Origin of the sequence: Rhodopseudomonas sp. (assembly GCF_048594845.1) — a bacterium.
GTDB lineage: Bacteria > Pseudomonadota > Alphaproteobacteria > Rhizobiales > Xanthobacteraceae > Rhodopseudomonas.
Genome location: NZ_JBMDXE010000299.1, coordinates 1 through 16208, shown reverse-complemented (window position 1 = coordinate 16208; position 16208 = coordinate 1). Strand labels below are relative to the sequence as shown.

Below are 16208 nucleotides of genomic sequence, written 5' to 3'. Positions count from 1 at the left end.
TCGAGGCTCGATGACGGGCTCGTCGACGCTGCAGATCGAAGGCTTCGTTATCATCTCCGCCGAGGGCAATCTGGCGGACGCCGCAGGCGTGATGCCAGATGCCTTGAAGTTCGAAGGCGACCAGCGTTTCTTTACCGAGGCGCTCGACCGCGCGGCGCTGATCGTGCACGGCCGCAATTCCTTCGAGGATCAGGCCAACTCACCTCGTCGCAGGCGACTGGTGGTGACCCGGCAAGTCGAAAGCGTTGCGGATGATCCCGACAATCCGAACGGCATGCTGTGGAATCCAGCCGGCGCCACATTCGATGACGCGCGCGCGCGGGCCGGTATCGAGTCGGGCATGATCGCGATCATCGGTGGGCCTGATGTCTTCGCGATGTTCTTCGACCGTTACGATACGTTCTGGCTCTCCGAGGCGCCGCGGGTCCGACTGCCGGGCGGTGACCCCTGTTTTCCCGGCGTGCCGGCGAAGACACCTCAGCAGCTGCTCGCGGCCCATGGGCTGAGGCCTGCAGACCGCATTGTGCTCGACGCCGCTAGCGACGTCGGCGTCACGCCGTGGCAGAGGTCACCCGACTAGACGTCGTGCGACGAGACAGCTACCGACGGCCCGCGGCCGATGCCGGCGATGATGAATAGCGCGCCGATCAGCGACAGATTCTTCAGCGCCGCAATCAGATTGGTCTGCGCGTCGGTACCGGTCTGATTCCAGAAGTCGTGGTAGTAGAAGATCGTTGCTGCAACGAACACGACGAGCACCAGGGCAAAGAAGCGCGCACCGAAATTCAGCGCAATCATCAATCCGCAGATCAGCTCCGTCGCGCCCGCCGCTATCGCCAGCATCTGTGCGAACGGCATGCCCGCCAGCCCCTCGAGTTGCGACGTGTAGGCAGTGAGCATCTCCGGGACCACGATCTTCTGCGTCAACTCAGTGGTGGTCGTCAGGTCCAGCAGCTTGGACGCACCAGTGAAGATGAACAACACAGCAAACAGAAAGCGCCCGAGAGACACGAAAGCAGGCATGGTCGACCTCACTGGCAGCGGCGGATGCGGCGCAACCGCACCACAAGTATGAGGAGTCGCCGGCCGGTTTTCAAACGGTCAGATCGCGTACCGATGGCTTACGCACCGCGAGTTGAACGAAAGCGGCCCCGCTTGGTGCGGAGCCGCTTCACCGTTCCAATCAGTGTAGCGCGTGCTTCACCCGAAGCCGTGCAGCTTCGCGTGACTACCCGCGTCAGGCGAACAGGGTGCGCTGATGCCGCCCGGCCCGTTCCTGCGCTTCGACCACCGCGACGGCGGTCATGTTCAGGATGCCGCGCGACGTCACAGACGGTGTGAGGATATGCGCCGGTCGCGCCGGACCGACCAGGATCGGCCCCACCGGCAGCGCGTCGGCCAGGACCTTGATCATCTGATAGGCGATGTTGGCGCTGTCGAGGTTCGGCATGATCAACACGTTGGCGCCGCCCTCCAGCCGCGAATGCGGCAAGATCATTTCGCGGGCGCTCTGAACCAGCGCGCTATCGCCCTGCATTTCGCCGTCGGCCTCGATCTCCGGATGACGCTCCGCCAGCAATGCTGTCGCACGACGCATCTTGGCGGAGGACTCGGTCGGATAGCTGCCGAAGTCCGAATGCGACAGGAAGGCGATCTTCGGCTTGATGTTGAAGCGCTGGACGTGCACCGCCGCAAGCGCAGCGACCTCAGCCAGTTCCTCAGCGGTCGGATTGGGCCGCACCTGGGTGTCGGCCAGGAAGATCGCACCCTTGCTGCTGATCATCAGCGCCAGCGCCGCATAGTCGGAGACGCCAGGCAGAAGACCGATGACGTCACGGACGTGGCGCAGGTGGTTCATGTAGCGGCCGTCGAGACCGCAGATCATTGCATCGGCCTCGCCGCGCGCCACCGCGAGCGCGGCGATCACGGTGGAGTTGGTGCGCACCACCGTGCGGGCGGCCGCCGGCGTCACTCCGGAACGACCGGCGATGTCGACATAGGACTGCACGTAAGAGCGATAGCGCGGATCGTCCTGCGGATTGATCAGGTCGAAATCCTCGCCCGGCTTGATCAACAGGCCGGACCGCTTGATGCGTGCCTCGACCACCGACGGGCGACCGACGAGGATCGGCCGCGCCAGCTTTTCTTCGAGGATGGTCTGCACCGCGTGCAGCACGCGCTCGTCTTCGCCTTCAGCGTAGATGACGCGGACGGGCTGGCTCTTCGCCTTGGCGAACACCGGCTTCATCACCAGACCGGATCGGAAGGCGAAACGCTCGAGCTGCGCGTAGTAATCGTCGAACGAAGTGATCGGCCGCGTCGCGACGCCGGAATCCATCGCCGCCATCGCCACCGCGGGCGCGATGCGCAGGATCAGGCGCGGATCGAACGGGCTCGGGATCAGCGAGCCGGCGCCGAAGCCGAGCACTTCCTCGGTGTCGAGCCCGGCGGCCACCGGGTCGGACGGCGGATCGCGCGCAAGCTGTGCGATCGCGTCGACCGCCGCGATCTTCATCGCCTCGTTGATGGCAGTCGCGCCGACATCGAGCGCGCCGCGGAAGATGTAAGGGAAGCAGAGAACGTTATTGACCTGGTTCGGGAAGTCGGAACGCCCGGTGCAGATCAGCGCGTCGGGGCGGACCTTGCGGACTTCATCCGGCATGATTTCCGGCGTCGGATTGGCGAGCGCCATCACCAGCGGCTTCTCGGCCATCTGCTGCACCATCTCGGGCGTCAGCACCTTCGGGCCGGACAGGCCGAGGAAGACGTCGGCGCCCGGGATGACTTCAGCCAGCGTCCGCTTGTCGGTCTTCTGCGCGTAGACCTCCTTCCAGCGGTCCATCAGCACGTTGCGGCCTTCGTAGACGAGGCCTTCGAGATCGCAGACCCAGATGTTCTCGCGCTTGGCGCCCAGCGACACCAGCAGGTTGAGACAGGCGAGTGCGGCCGCGCCCGCGCCCGCGGTCACGATCTTGACGTCGCCGATATCCTTGCCTTTCACCAACAGCGCGTTCTTGACCGCGGCGCCGACGATGATCGCAGTGCCGTGCTGATCATCGTGGAATACCGGGATCTTCATGCGCTCTTTGAGCTGCGCCTCGATCTCGAAGCACTCCGGGCCCTTGATGTCCTCGAGGTTGATTCCGCCGAAGGTCGGCTCCAGCGCCGCCACGGTTTCGACCACACGCTCGATCGTGTCGGCGGCGATCTCGATGTCGAACACATCGATGTCGGCGAACTTCTTGAACAGAACCGCCTTGCCTTCCATCACCGGCTTCGACGCCAGCGGCCCGATATTGCCGAGCCCGAGCACGGCCGTGCCGTTGGTGACCACCGCGACCAGATTGCCGCGCACGGTGAGGTCAGCTGCCTGCGCCGGATCGGCCGCAATCGCGTTACAGGCCGCGGCGACGCCCGGCGTGTAGGCGAGCGCCAGATCGCGCTGGTTGGCGAGCGGCTTGGAGGCGTGGACCTCGAGTTTGCCGGGGCGCGGCGAGCGGTGATAGGCGAGTGCCTGGGATTGCAGATCTTCAGAATTGGACGCCATGCGGTCTCCGGGCGGCTTCGTCGACAATAATTGCCGATCCTGCCGTTATCGTATCAGCAGCGGTTGATACCAATTTGTCTTGCGCATGTCCGCTCGTTCCGGACATAGCGGTCATCACGCGGACGCAACGTCACAAGGTCGCGACAAACACAACCCACGATACGCCGATGCCCGCGACACGCGCGGGCATCTCGAATCCGAGCCGAAGGCCGCGCTCACTCTTCCTGCAGATTGAGCCGGATGTGCAACTCGCGCAACTGCTTCGGCGTCACCTGCGACGGTGCGCCCATCAGCAGGTCTTCGGCGCGCTGGTTCATCGGGAAGAGCGAGATCTCACGCAGATTGGTGGTGCCGCACAGCAGCATCACGATACGGTCGACACCCGCCGCCATGCCGCCATGCGGCGGCGCGCCGTACTGGAAGGCGCGGTACATGCCGCCAAAGCGATCGACCACTTCCTGCTCGCCATAACCGGCAATCTCGAAAGCCTTGACCATCGCCTCGGGGCGATGATTTCGGATGCCGCCCGACGCGATTTCATAGCCGTTGCAGCTGATGTCGTACTGGAACGCCTTGATGGTCAGCGGATCCTGCGAGGTCAGCGCCTCCATACCGCCCTGCGGCATCGAGAACGGATTGTGCGAGAAATCGACCTTCTTGTCGTCTTCGTTGTACTCGTACATCGGGAAGTCGACGACCCAGGCGAGCGCGAACTGATCCTTGTCGACGAGGTTGAGCTCCTCGCCGACGCGGGTGCGCGCGAGCCCGGCGAACTTCACAAACTTGGATGGATCACCGGCGACGAAGAACGCCGCATCGCCGGCCTTCAGGCCCAGCGCCGCGCGGATCGCTTCGGTGCGTTCCGGACCGATGTTGTTGGCGAGCGGACCGGCGCCCTCGCCGCCTTCACGCCACATGATGTAGCCGAGGCCCGGCTGGCCTTCGCCCTGCGCCCAGGAATTCATGCGATCGCAGAACGCGCGGCTGCCGCCGCCCGGTCCCGGGATCGCCCAGACCTGGTTGCGCGGCTCTTCGAGCATGCGGGCGAACACCTTGAAGCCCGAGCCGCGGAAGTGCTCGGAGACGTCCTGCATTTCGATCGGATTGCGGAGGTCCGGCTTGTCGGTGCCGTATTTACGCATCGAGTCCGCGAACGCGATGCGCGGCCAGCCTTTGGTAACGCGCTTGCCCTTGGCGAACTCCTCGAACACGCCGGTGATCACGGGCTCCATCGCGGCGAAGATGTCGTCCTGGGTGACGAAGCTCATCTCGACGTCGAGCTGATAGAACTCGCCCGGCAGACGATCGGCGCGCGGATCTTCGTCGCGGAAGCACGGCGCGATCTGGAAGTAGCGATCGAAGCCCGACATCATCAGCAGTTGCTTGTACTGCTGAGGGGCTTGCGGCAGCGCGTAGAACTTGCCGGGATGGATGCGGCTCGGCACCAGGAAGTCGCGCGCGCCTTCCGGCGACGACGCGGTCAGGATCGGCGTCTGGAATTCGAAGAAGCCCTGCTCCTTCATCCGCCGGCGCATCGAGTCGACGATCGCGCCACGGGTCATGATGTTCTGGTGCAGCTTCTCGCGGCGCAGGTCGAGGAATCGATAACGCAGGCGCACGTCTTCCGGATAGTCCTGCTCGCCGAACACCGGCAGCGGCAATTCGCCGGCCGGGCCGAGCACTTCGATCTCGGTGACGAACACTTCGACCGCGCCGGTCGGCAGATCGGGATTATCGGTGCCCTCGGGACGGCGGCGAACCTTGCCGTCGATCCGCACCACCCATTCCGAGCGCAGCTTCTCGGCGTCCTTGAAGGCCGGCGAATCCGGGTCCGCCACGCACTGGGTCAGGCCGTAATGGTCACGCAAATCGATGAACAGCACGCCGCCATGGTCGCGTATACGATGGCACCAGCCGGACAGGCGGACGGTCTGGTCGATATCGCTGTCGCGGAGCGCGCCGCAAGTATGGGTTCGGTAACGGTGCATGGAAATCCCGGAAAGGCCGTCTTTGGGCAGAATCGAGCGTCCGCTGGCTTGCGGAGAGCGTCAGGGTTTACCCGAGCGGACCCATCGCGGCAACCAAATGCAACCTGATTTGCGGCCATTTGGCCCCCGCAAGCCGAGCAAGGGCTGGTAGCCGCCTCCTGATCCGCAGCCTGACAGGCCGCGGCTTGAAACCCGGCGGTTTCGAGCCGATTGTCCCAGAGCGAAGCATTCCTATCTGGTGACCGATGACCTTTCATTTCCCGTTCGACAACAGCTACGCGGCTCTGCCCGAGACCTTCTTCGCCCGGGTGGCTCCGACGCCGGTAGCGGCGCCGCGGCTTGTCAAGCTGAACCGCGCCCTGGCAGATCGGCTGGGCCTGGATGCCGACTGGCTCGCCAGCCCGGAAGGTGCGGCGGTTCTGGCCGGTGCCCGGGTCCCCGAGGGCGCGGCATCGATCGCGATGGCCTATGCGGGCCACCAGTTCGGCCATTTCGTGCCGCAGCTCGGCGATGGCCGGGCGATCCTGCTCGGCGAGGTGATCGACAAAGGCGGGGTTCGGCGCGACATCCAGCTCAAGGGCTCCGGACGAACGCCATTCTCGCGGATGGGCGACGGCCGCGCCGGGCTGGGCCCGGTGCTGCGCGAATATATCGTCAGCGAGGCGATGGCGGCGCTTGGCGTGCCGACGACCCGATCGCTGGCCGCGGTGCTGACAGGCGAGCAGGTGATCCGCGACCCGATCCAGCCCGGCGCCGTGCTGACCCGTGTTGCCTCGAGCCATATCCGGGTCGGCACCTTCCAGTTCTTCGCCGCTCGCGGCGATCGCGACGCGGTTCGGGCCCTGGCCGACCACGTCATCGCCCGGCACTATCCGGACGCCGCGCAAGCCGAAGCGCCTTATCTCGCGCTGCTCGAACGGGTGATAGCCCGGCAGGCGGACCTGATCGCGCGCTGGATGATGATCGGCTTCATCCACGGCGTGATGAACACCGACAATTGCTCGATCGCCGGCGAGACCATCGATTACGGTCCCTGCGCTTTCATGGACACGTTCGACCCGAAGACGGTGTACTCCTCGATCGACCAGATGGGCCGCTATGCCTATGGCAACCAGCCGCCGATCGGGCTGTGGAACCTCACTCGGCTTGCCGAGTGCCTGGTGCCGCTGCTGTCGGACGACGACGACAAAGGCGTTGAAATCGCCCAGACCGCGCTCGGCGGTTACGCCGAGCGCTTCAACACCGCCTATCTGGCGAAGCTTGCCGCCAAGCTCGGCCTGTCGACCGCCCAGGACGACGATCCGCAGCTCTGCCAGGACTTTATGGCAGCTATGGCTCGCGGCCGCGCCGATTTCACCCTCGCCTTTCGTCGCCTTAGCGACGCTGCCGCTGATCCAGCCGATCTGGGCGAGGTGCGGGTTCTGTTCCAGGATCCGGCCGCGTTCGACGAGTGGGCGCCCCGCTGGCGCCACCGGATCGCCGCCGAGCCGCAGAATAATACCACTCGCCAAGCAACCATGCGGGCGCTGAATCCGATCTACATCCCGCGCAATCACCAGATCGAGGCGGTCATCCGGGCTGCGGTGGATCGGGATGATTTCGGTCCGTTCGAAGAGCTCCTCACCGTGCTCGCCAACCCCTTCCGGGAACTGCCGGAATTCGCCCGCTATGCGGTCCCGCCGCAGCCCCATGAAGAGGTGCTGCAAACCTTCTGCGGAACTTGATCGAGGCTCGTTGAGCGTGTCTAGTGCTTCGGATTCGATGGCTTTTTGGGCAGACGGCACCTTGCCGGACATGGCGCCCGGGCCGGCTTTTCCGAACCGTGACAGAGTTTAATGGACCTGATTTCCACCACCGAGCAGCTCGCCAGCGCCTGCGCCCGCCTCGCCGCCTTTCCGGTTATCACCGTCGACACCGAATTCCTGCGCGAGACCACCTACTACCCGCTGCTCTGCGTGGTGCAGATGGCGAGCGCCGACGAAGCCGTCGTGGTCGATACGCTCGCTCCGGGCATCGATCTCACGCCTTTCTTCGACCTGATGTCGAACGAGAAGGTGCTCAAGGTCTTTCACGCCGCGCGTCAGGACATTGAAATCGTCTGGCACCGCGCCGGCATCGTGCCGCACCCGATCTTCGACACGCAGGTCGCCGCCATGGTGCTCGGCTATGGCGACAGCATCGCCTACGATCAGCTCGTCGAGCGCATCACCGGCCATCGCCCCGACAAGACCCATCGCTTCACCGACTGGTCGCGTCGTCCGCTGACTGATGAGCAATTGCACTACGCGGTCTCCGACGTGACCCATCTGCGCGACGTGTTCGCCGCGCTCGATGCCGACTTGAAGAAGCGCGGTCGCAGCGACTGGGTCAGCGAGGAGATGGAGGTCCTCACCTCGCCCAAGACCTACGACTTCGATCCCGGCAGCGCCTGGGAGCGGCTGAAAACCCGTGTGCGCAAGCCGAAGGAGCTTGCGGTGCTGATGGAGATCGCCGCCTGGCGCGAGCAAGAAGCGCAGACCCGCGATGTGCCGCGCTCTCGCGTACTCAAGGATGACGCGCTCGGCGACATCGCCACCCATGCGCCGACTTCGTTGGAGCGACTCGCCAACCTGCGCTCGCTGCCGAAAGGTTTTGAGCGCTCGAAATGGGGGTCGGACATTATCGCCGCCGTGCAGCGCGGCCTCGCGCGCGATCCGTCGAGCCTGCCGAAGATCGACAAGCCGCGCAACAACTCCAACGGCGCCGCGACCGTCGAGCTGCTCAAGGTTCTGCTCCGCATGACGTCGGAGCGACACGCCGTCGCCGCCAAGGTGATCGCGACGGTCGACGACCTCGAGCAGATCGCCGCCGATGACAAGGCCGAGGTCGGCGCGCTGCGCGGCTGGCGTCGCGAGCTGTTCGGCGAAGCCGCGTTGGCGTTGAAGCACGGACGACTGGCGCTGGCGATCGAACGCGGCCGCGTCACCCAGGTCGACCGCAACGCAAGCGCCGGATCAAGCACAGATCGATGATCGTTCGACCGCAGCCGAGCCTGCTGCAGCTTTTCTTCCTCGTTCGCGGTTCGGTCGTCCAACGAATCTATCCGCAGGCCTTGTTCGTCGCCGGCCTGTCAGTGGCGGTGGTGTGGGCGCATCACGCCTATCCGGGTCTCGTGTCGGATTTCAACAGCGCACCGTTCGCCGTGCTCGGCATCGCGCTGTCGATCTTCATGGGCTTCCGCAACAGCGCCTGCTACGACCGCTGGTGGGAAGCGCGGCGGCACTGGGGCGAATTGATCTGCCTCAGCCGCAACCTGTCGCGGCAAACTCTTCTGCTCACGGAAGCCGGCAGTGACGGCGTGGCGTCTCGAAAGACATTGCTGAGTCTCGCGATCGCCTTCGCCCAAGGCCTGGTGCTGCATCTGCGCCCGGGCAGCGATGCCGGCAAGGTGACGCGCCATCTCTCGCCCGAGCTGCTTGCCCGCTATCAGGCCAGCCGCAATGCACCGGAGGTGCTCTTGGCGGCGATGCAAGACGAACTGATCGCTCTTCACCGCGACGGCACGCTGCGCGACATTCCGTTTCAGATGCTGGATCGCACCATCGGACAGATGGCGATGGTGCAGGCGGCCTGCGAACGTATCCGCTCGACGCCGGTGCCGTTCGGCTACACGCTGCTGCTGCACCGGACGGCCTACGTGTTCTGTTTCCTGCTGCCGTTCGGATTTGCCAACACGCTGGGTTGGTTGACGCCGTTCGCCACCGCACTGGCCGCCTACACCTTCTTCGGATTGGATGCGCTGGGCTCCGAACTCGAAGAGCCGTTCGGCCAGTTGCCCAACGACCTTCCGATCGCCGCCCTCGCGGACACGATCGAAATCAATCTGCGCGAGGCGCTCGGCGAGACCGAGCTGCAGTCGCTGCCAACGCCGGTCGACTACATTCTGGTCTGAGATGACGGTGCCGGCCGTGCTTCAGCGTCGAACGATGCTGCCGGTTCGCCCGACCATGCGGGCGAGTTGCTTGAAGCGGCTGCCGACGCGGTCGGCGACGAGGTCGACCAGCCTGTGTTCGAACACCAGCATCAGCTTGCGGTCGCTGGTCCGGAAATGCGTCGCCGGCAGCACGCCGGGACGAGCCGCGCTGATCAGATGTGCGACACGGAACGCGGCACCGAGTAGCCGCGCCCGCTCGTCCATCGCGTGCGTGACCAGCGCGCGCACATCGGGCGGCGGCTCGTTCTGCTCGCTGAAGCCGGCATAGCGATAGAATACCGAGAGCGCCATGAAGGCGCGCTCCTGGTGGGTGACGTCGCCGAAATTGCCGTTGGTGATCAGCGACAAGGTCTGCTCGCCGCGATGATCGGGATGCACCCGCCAGCCGATGTCCGACATCAGGCAGGCGGCGTGACGCAGACGACGCTCACCCTCGACTTCACGCACCTTGGCAATCCGGAAAAGCCTATCGGTCCAGTCGATCAGTTCCTCGGCGTGACGCGCCGAGCGCGACAGCAGCTTGTTGAGATCCTGTGCGGCGCAGATCAATCCATCCTTGGCGCGCTCGGTCGCGGGAAGCTGTTCGTACAGCAGGCCTTCGCGCACGCCGTAGGTCGAGAACACGATGGTCTTGGGCTTCGCCGCCTCGATGACGTATTCGAGCACGAGCGCCGCGTAGACGAGCAGCGGCCGGCGCGCGTCGGAGACGAGTTCAATATCGGCGAGCTGATTAGTCGCGACCAGCGTGCGGAGCCGCCGCACGAAGCGCAGCGCCTCGGCCGCCGGAATCGCATAGCCGTGCATGACCTTGAGCTGATAGCCGCTTTGCGCGATGTGAATCCGCGCCAACGCGCGCCAGGTGCCGCCGACCGCATAAAACGAGCGGCCTCTCGCCGCCTTCAGCGGCAGCGCCCCGGTCAGCGCTTCGCGCGCGATCTTCTCGGCGCGCTTCAGCGATTTTTGCGAGGCATCCTGCAGCGCCAGACTGCCGAGCGGCAAGGTCACGCCCTTGCGAACCGAACTACCACGAACGTCGATCAGTTCGAGCGAGCCGCCACCGAGATCGCCGACGATGCCGTTCGGCTTGTGCACGCCGGAGATCACGCCCAGTGCGGACAGTTTCGCCTCGCGCGGTCCCGACAGGATCTCGATCGACACGCCGCAGATGCGCTCCGCGGCGGCAATGAAATCCGGGCCGTTCTTGGCGTCGCGGCAGGCCGCCGTGGCGATCGCGTAGACGCGCCCGACCTTCATGACGCGGATCAGCGCCCGGAACCGCCGCAGCGCCGTGAGCGCCTTGTCGACGGCGTCGGTCGCGAGCAGTCCGGTGCTTTGCACTTCACGGCCGAGGCCGCACAGCGCCTTTTCGTTGAACACCGTGATCAGGCTGCGCGCCAGCGCCTCGTACACCACGAGGCGGACGGAATTCGAGCCGATGTCGATCACGGCGACGCTGGTTTCGCGCCTCAGCGCCCGCTTCTTCAACGCCGCTGATCCTCAAGAGGACGTGTTGCGCTCCGAACGGCGCGTGAGGCGCCGCGGCGAAGATTCCTTGAGCGACTTTCCACGGCCTGACAGACTCGGATTGGTCATGAAGTAGTTATGGACGTTGAAGGGCTCCTCACCCTTCGCGACCTTCATACGCGTGGACGATCCGTCGGGCAACAATTGCCAGCTCTGCTCGGTATCCTTCAGGTTCGCCACCATGATCTGCTCCAGCACCTGCTGGTGAACCGTGGGGTTCTGCAGCGGGCACAGTATCTCGACCCGGCGGTCGAGGTTGCGAGGCATCATGTCGGCGGACGAGATGTAGACCGACGCCTTGGCGCTCGGCAGGCCATGGCCGTTGCCGAAACAGTAGACGCGGCCATGCTCCAGGAAGCGGCCGATGATCGATTTGACACGGATGTTCTCGGACAGCCCGGGGACACCGGGGCGCAGGCAGCAGATGCCTCGCACCACCAGATCCACAGAGACGCCCGCCCGCGAGGCCTCGTACAGCGCATCGATGATGTCCGGATCGACCAGCGCGTTCATTTTGAGCCAGATCGCTGCCGGCTTGCCGTGACGGGCAAACACCGTCTCGCCGTGGATGTGTTCCAGCATTCGCTTGCGCAGCGTCAGCGGCGACACGGCCATCTTCTCGATATCGCTCGGCTCGGCATAGCCGGTGATGTAGTTGAACACCCTGGCGGCGTCGCGGCCGATGATCGGATCTGACGTGAAGTACGACAGGTCCGTATAAATACGCGCCGTGACCGGATGATAGTTGCCGGTTCCGGTGTGCACGTAAGTGGTCAGGCTGCCGCCCTCGCGACGCACGACCAGTGACAGCTTCGCGTGCGTCTTGAGCTGCAGGAAGCCGTACACCACCTGCACGCCGGCGCGCTCGAGATCGCGCGCCCAGCGGATGTTGGCTTCCTCGTCGAACCTTGCCTTCAGCTCGATCAACGCCGTGACCGACTTGCCGGCCTCGGCAGCTTCGGCAAGCGCGCGGACGATCGGTGAGTTGTTGGAGGTGCGGTACAGCGTCTGCTTGATCGCGACGACGTCTGGATCGCGCGCGGCCTGCTGCAGGAACTGCACCACCACGTCGAAGGATTCGTAGGGATGATGGACGATCAGGTCCTTCTGCCGGATCGCCGCGAAGATATCGCCGCCATGCTCGCGCACCCGCTCCGGATGCCGCGGCACATAAGGTGGAAATTCGAGATCGGGACGATCGACCCGGGTCAGCTGGGACAGTTCGTTCATTGCCAGCACGCCGTCGACCAGCAGCACTTCGTCGTCCGACGTCGTCAGCGCACGCTGCACGAAGACACGCAGTTCCTCCGGCATGGTGGCGTCGACTTCGAGCCGGATCACCGACCCGCGGCGGCGCCGCTTCAGCGCGGTCTCGAACAGCCGGACCAGATCTTCCGCCTCTTCCTCGATTTCGAGTTCGCTGTCGCGGATGACCCGGAAGGAGCCCTGCCCCTTGACCACGTAGCCCGGGAACAACCGCCCGATGAACAGCGAAGTCGCCTGCTCCAACGTGATCAGGCGAACCGTCTGGTCCTTGCCGTTCGGCGGCAAGCGGATGAAGCGGTCGATCTTGCCCGGCATGCGGATCAGCGCGTTCATTGCCCTGCCGTCGGTGACGCGCGAGAGCTGCAGTCCGATCGTAAAGCCGAGGCTGGGAATGAACGGGAACGGATGCGCCGGATCGATCGCCAGCGGCGTCAGCAACGGGAAAATGTTGTGGAGGAAATGATCCTCGATCCAGGCCCGTTCGGATTTGCTGCAGTCGCGTCCATCCAGCAGCAGGATGCCGTGCTCGGCCAGGACGCCGCGCAGGTCGCGCCAGATCGCCTGCTGATCCGCGGCCAGACGGGACACGGCCTCATTGATGAGTACCAGCTGTTCGGCCGGCGTCAGCCCGTCGGGACTGCGTTCGGTGATGCCTTCCCGCACCTGCGCCTTGATACCCGCGACACGGACCATGAAGAATTCATCAAGGTTATTTGCAGAGATCGACAGAAAGCGGACGCGCTCCAGCACCGGGTGATGCGGATTGACCGATTCTTCGAGCACGCGGCGATTGAAATGCAGCCAGGACAACTCGCGGTTGATGAACCTCTCCGGTCCTGCAGCCACCACGACAGCAGGCTCGGCCTCGCCTTTTTTCTCTTCAATCGTAATGATTTGGTCGGAGTCCATGAGAAATCGGGTCCACTGTCCTGAACGAGCGGGATACCGCAGCGCGGCCGGGCGACAATGCTTCAAACGTAAGACGTTTCCATGACATTGAGAGGCTCGCCGAAGAGGTCGTCAAGGCGAAGCGGCAACCACAACGCCGCAGCACCTCAGCTGTCGCGCAGAACCTCGGCGGCAAGCGCACGAGTCACGGGCCGACCGAGGCGGAGCGCCTCGGTTTCAAGCAGCTCGACGGTCCGGGGGGCAGCGGCAAACGAGCGGTCAATCCGCTTCGCCAGGTAGCCCACCAGATTGGCGTCGATGCTCATCTGGCGATCGGCGCAGAACTTGACGATCAAGGCGCGAAACAACGCATCGTCGGGCGCCAGTAGATTGACCACGGGCACGGCGCGGAGCCGTGAGCGCAGGTCGCGCAGCTCCGGCGGAAACGCCGAAGGCGCCAGCCTTGCGGTAATGAGGACGGAGGCTTCGTCCTCACGCGCCAGATTCATCAAGTGAAACAGCGCCCGCTCGTCGAAGCTGCCCGGGATCAGGTCTTCGACGACCAACGCGCCGGTGGCGAGCTCGCCCGGCACGTTCGCCGGCGTCAGCGCCTGCGCCGATGTCGAACGCGCCCCAGCCAGTTCGGCCCAGATCGTCGCCAGATGACTCTTGCCGCTCCCCTCCGGGCCAACCAGCAGCATGATGCGGTTCGGCCAGTCCGGCCAGCTCTCGATCAGCTTCAGCGCGGCGGTATTGGCCGTGCCCTCGAGGAAGTCCTCGCGCGACAGGCTTTCGGCATGCGGCAAGTCCAGAGCCAATTGTCGGGGTTGTACGCGGACTGCCACGGGGATCGCTCCATGCCGGCCCGCGTTGCGCGGCCGGCCGATGCGTGTCAGCGACCGGGCTCGATCGTGCTCATGTGCCGCGTCCACTCCACGAGATAGAGTGAGACCGAAAGCAAGGTCAAGACCGTCACCAGCACCATCAGAATAACGTCGTACGGCGCCGGTTCGATACCGAAGCCAAGTGTCCCCAGCACCAGCGCGGCGAAGCCGACCTGAGCCACGGTGTTCAATTTTGAGACCATGAGGGGTTTCATCGGCACCGGTTTGCCGAACACCCAGGACACGATCACAGCACCGACGATCATGATATCGCGCGACACCACCAGGATCACCAGCCAGCGCGGGATGGCCCCCCAGATGCCGAGCGAAACGTAGATCGACACCAGCAGTGCCTTGTCGGCCAACGGGTCGAGCAGCGCGCCCAGCTCGCTGCTCATGTTGAAGCGCTTGGCCAGGAAGCCATCGACGGCGTCGCTCACGCCGGCAATGACGAAGATCGCGAACGCGACCGCCATTTCGTTCGACGCGATCGCCCAGACAATGACCGGCACGAGCAGAATGCGAACAAGCGTAATAATATTCGGAATGCTCACGCGACGGTCCCGGCTTGCACCCCAGATCCGGCCAAACTCTTGAAGTTTCCACGGCAGCCGGGGCCGGTTGTCTACATAGACCATGCAGGGTCACCTTGCGAGCCATTGCGCGCCGGCGAAATCCGACGTAACCACCCCAAAACCATCGTTCGGGCGCGGACAAGCGGGACTTAGGTCTAGCGCGACCGGCGGGGATCATCGGCGGCGGCTTGATGCCGGGCGGCACGCTTGCCGCGCAGCGCCTTTTTCTGCAGGAGCCGGCCATGACCGAGCGCAAGCACGGCCTCACCTACGCCGATTCCGGCGTCGACATCGACGCCGGCAATCGGCTCGTCGATCTGATCAAGCCGATGGTGCGGGCGACCGCGCGGGCCGGCGCCGACTCCGAAATCGGCGGTTTCGGCGGCTTGTTCGACCTGAAGGCCGCAGGCTTCAAGGACCCGGTGCTGGTCGCGGCCACCGACGGCGTCGGCACCAAGATCAAGGTTGCGATCGACGCCAAGCTGCACGCCGGCATCGGCATTGATCTGGTGGCAATGTCGGTCAACGACCTTGTCGTCCAGGGCGCCGAGCCGCTGTTCTTTCTCGATTACTTCGCCTGCGGCAAGCTCGATCCCGAGGCGACCGCCGAGATCGTCGCGGGCGTCGCCGAAGGTTGTCGCGAATCCGGTTGCGCATTGATCGGCGGCGAGACCGCAGAGATGCCGGGCCTATACAAGGATGGCGATTACGATCTCGCCGGCTTCGCGGTCGGGGCCGCCGAGCGCGGCACGCTGCTACCCTCGCCGGACATCACCGAAGGCGATGCGGTGATCGGCCTCGCTTCCTCCGGCGTCCACTCCAACGGTTTCTCGCTGGTTCGGAAGATCGTCGAAAAATCCGGCCTGCCCTACGATGCGCAGGCGCCGTTCTCGCCCGTGATGACGCTCGGCGGCGCGCTGCTGGCGCCGACGCGGCTCTACGTGAAATCGTGCCTGCATGCGATCCGCACCACCGGCGCGATCAAGGGCTTGGCGCATATCACCGGCGGTGGCTTCACCGACAACATCCCACGCGTGCTGCCAAAGCATCTCGGCGTCGGGATCGACCTGCCGCGCCTGCCGGTGCTGCCGGTGTTCAAATGGCTGGCCGCGCAAGGCGAGATCGCGGAGCTCGAGCTGCTGCGCACCTTCAACTGCGGCATCGGCATGATCGCCATCGTCAAGGCGGACGCCGTCGACGCCGTGACCGAGGCGCTGACCAGCACCGGCGAGAGCGTGCATCTGCTCGGTCAGGTGATCGCCGCGAAGGGCGAGCACCGCGTCGTGTATGACGGTCACCTAGATTTGTCCTGGTGACGCCGTGAGCAAGCGTCGCGTCGCTATTCTGATTTCCGGGCGCGGGTCCAACATGGCCGCGCTGATCGAAGCCGCTGCTGAAGATGACTTCCCCGCCGAGATCGCCGTCGTGATTTCGAACACGGCGAGCGCCGGCGGTCTGGCGATCGCGCAGCGCAGCGGCATCGACACGCTGGTGATCGAGAGCAAGCCATTCGGCAAAGACCGCGCCGGCTTCGAAGCCGTGCTGCAGGCCGCGCTCGATGAG

General features: G+C 64.8%; 13 protein-coding genes. 6 read left to right on the top strand and 7 right to left on the bottom strand.

Annotation, left to right across the window (positions count from 1 at the left end):
• The first annotated feature begins 10 nt into the window (after nucleotides 1-10).
• Nucleotides 11-580, top strand: coding sequence for a dihydrofolate reductase (locus tag ACOJTD_RS19405; protein WP_420134500.1), 570 nt, complete (start codon nucleotides 11-13; stop codon nucleotides 578-580).
• Here the strand turns inward: ACOJTD_RS19405 and ACOJTD_RS19400 are convergent.
• The 3 genes from ACOJTD_RS19400 to aspS form a co-directional block, all read right to left on the bottom strand.
• Nucleotides 577-1023, bottom strand: a complete 447-nt coding sequence (locus ACOJTD_RS19400) for a DoxX family protein (RefSeq protein ID WP_420134499.1) — start codon at nucleotides 1021-1023, stop codon at nucleotides 577-579. The two genes, ACOJTD_RS19405 and ACOJTD_RS19400, sit on opposite strands and share 4 nt — an antisense overlap.
• A 214-nt stretch (nucleotides 1024-1237) precedes the next feature.
• A complete protein-coding gene (locus ACOJTD_RS19395) occupies nucleotides 1238-3547 on the bottom strand; it encodes an NADP-dependent malic enzyme (RefSeq protein WP_420134498.1) in 2310 nt (769 codons plus the stop codon).
• A 215-nt stretch (nucleotides 3548-3762) separates the two neighbouring features.
• The gene (gene aspS / locus ACOJTD_RS19390; protein WP_420134497.1) at nucleotides 3763-5535 is read right to left on the bottom strand and encodes an aspartate--tRNA ligase; all 1773 of its coding nucleotides are present in this window, start codon (nucleotides 5533-5535) and stop codon (nucleotides 3763-3765) included.
• A gap of 245 nt (nucleotides 5536-5780) precedes the next feature.
• Here aspS and ACOJTD_RS19385 point away from each other — a divergent pair, with 245 nt between their 5' ends.
• The 3 genes from ACOJTD_RS19385 to ACOJTD_RS19375 all read left to right on the top strand — a co-directional run bounded on the left by ACOJTD_RS19385 (nucleotide 5781) and on the right by ACOJTD_RS19375 (nucleotide 9466).
• Nucleotides 5781-7259 carry a protein adenylyltransferase SelO gene (locus tag ACOJTD_RS19385; RefSeq protein ID WP_420134496.1) on the top strand — a complete coding sequence of 493 codons (1479 nt, stop codon included), beginning with the start codon at nucleotides 5781-5783 and terminating at the stop codon, nucleotides 7257-7259.
• 111 nt (nucleotides 7260-7370) lie between these two features.
• On the top strand, nucleotides 7371-8546 hold the full coding sequence (rnd, locus tag ACOJTD_RS19380; RefSeq protein WP_420134495.1) for a ribonuclease D: 1176 nt from the start codon (nucleotides 7371-7373) through the stop codon (nucleotides 8544-8546).
• A complete protein-coding gene (locus tag ACOJTD_RS19375; protein WP_420134494.1) occupies nucleotides 8543-9466 on the top strand; it encodes a bestrophin family protein in 924 nt (307 codons plus the stop codon). The genes rnd and ACOJTD_RS19375 overlap by 4 nt, the downstream gene beginning before the upstream one ends.
• Before the next feature lie 21 nt (nucleotides 9467-9487).
• Here ACOJTD_RS19375 and ppx read toward each other — a convergent pair whose 3' ends face one another.
• The 4 genes from ppx to ACOJTD_RS19355 all read right to left on the bottom strand — a co-directional run bounded on the left by ppx (nucleotide 9488) and on the right by ACOJTD_RS19355 (nucleotide 14624).
• Nucleotides 9488-10993 (bottom strand): exopolyphosphatase, encoded by a 1506-nt coding sequence (ppx, locus tag ACOJTD_RS19370; protein WP_420134493.1) that lies wholly within the window; start codon nucleotides 10991-10993, stop codon nucleotides 9488-9490.
• Nucleotides 10994-11005: 12 nt separating this feature from the next.
• Nucleotides 11006-13207: an RNA degradosome polyphosphate kinase gene (locus ACOJTD_RS19365; RefSeq protein WP_420134492.1), complete on the bottom strand. Its 2202-nt coding sequence runs from the start codon at nucleotides 13205-13207 to the stop codon at nucleotides 11006-11008.
• 146 nt (nucleotides 13208-13353) lie between these two features.
• Nucleotides 13354-14031, bottom strand: coding sequence for a chromosomal replication initiator DnaA (locus ACOJTD_RS19360; RefSeq protein ID WP_420134523.1), 678 nt, complete (start codon nucleotides 14029-14031; stop codon nucleotides 13354-13356).
• A gap of 47 nt (nucleotides 14032-14078) precedes the next feature.
• Nucleotides 14079-14624, bottom strand: coding sequence for a CDP-alcohol phosphatidyltransferase family protein (locus tag ACOJTD_RS19355; protein ID WP_420134522.1), 546 nt, complete (start codon nucleotides 14622-14624; stop codon nucleotides 14079-14081).
• 263 nt (nucleotides 14625-14887) lie between these two features.
• On the opposite strand from ACOJTD_RS19355, the gene purM reads away from it, so the two are divergent.
• On the top strand, nucleotides 14888-15961 hold the full coding sequence (purM, locus tag ACOJTD_RS19350) for a phosphoribosylformylglycinamidine cyclo-ligase (protein ID WP_420134491.1): 1074 nt from the start codon (nucleotides 14888-14890) through the stop codon (nucleotides 15959-15961).
• Nucleotides 15962-15965: 4 nt separating this feature from the next.
• On the top strand, nucleotides 15966-16208 hold a 243-nt coding region (locus tag ACOJTD_RS19345), incomplete at its 3' end, for a formyltransferase family protein (RefSeq protein WP_420134490.1).

What these genes read in the sequence shown, in the direction of transcription:
- ACOJTD_RS19405 (WP_420134500.1), top strand. Translation starts at nt 11, where the DNA reads ATGACGGGCTCGTCGACGCTGCAGATCGAAGGCTTCGTTATCATCTCC.
- ACOJTD_RS19400 (WP_420134499.1), bottom strand. Translation starts at nt 1,023, where the DNA reads ATGCCTGCTTTCGTGTCTCTCGGGCGCTTTCTGTTTGCTGTGTTGTTC.
- ACOJTD_RS19395 (WP_420134498.1), bottom strand. Translation starts at nt 3,547, where the DNA reads ATGGCGTCCAATTCTGAAGATCTGCAATCCCAGGCACTCGCCTATCAC.
- aspS (WP_420134497.1), bottom strand. Translation starts at nt 5,535, where the DNA reads ATGCACCGTTACCGAACCCATACTTGCGGCGCGCTCCGCGACAGCGAT.
- ACOJTD_RS19385 (WP_420134496.1), top strand. Translation starts at nt 5,781, where the DNA reads ATGACCTTTCATTTCCCGTTCGACAACAGCTACGCGGCTCTGCCCGAG.
- rnd (WP_420134495.1), top strand. Translation starts at nt 7,371, where the DNA reads ATGGACCTGATTTCCACCACCGAGCAGCTCGCCAGCGCCTGCGCCCGC.
- ACOJTD_RS19375 (WP_420134494.1), top strand. Translation starts at nt 8,543, where the DNA reads ATGATCGTTCGACCGCAGCCGAGCCTGCTGCAGCTTTTCTTCCTCGTT.
- ACOJTD_RS19365 (WP_420134492.1), bottom strand. Translation starts at nt 13,207, where the DNA reads ATGGACTCCGACCAAATCATTACGATTGAAGAGAAAAAAGGCGAGGCC.
- purM (WP_420134491.1), top strand. Translation starts at nt 14,888, where the DNA reads ATGACCGAGCGCAAGCACGGCCTCACCTACGCCGATTCCGGCGTCGAC.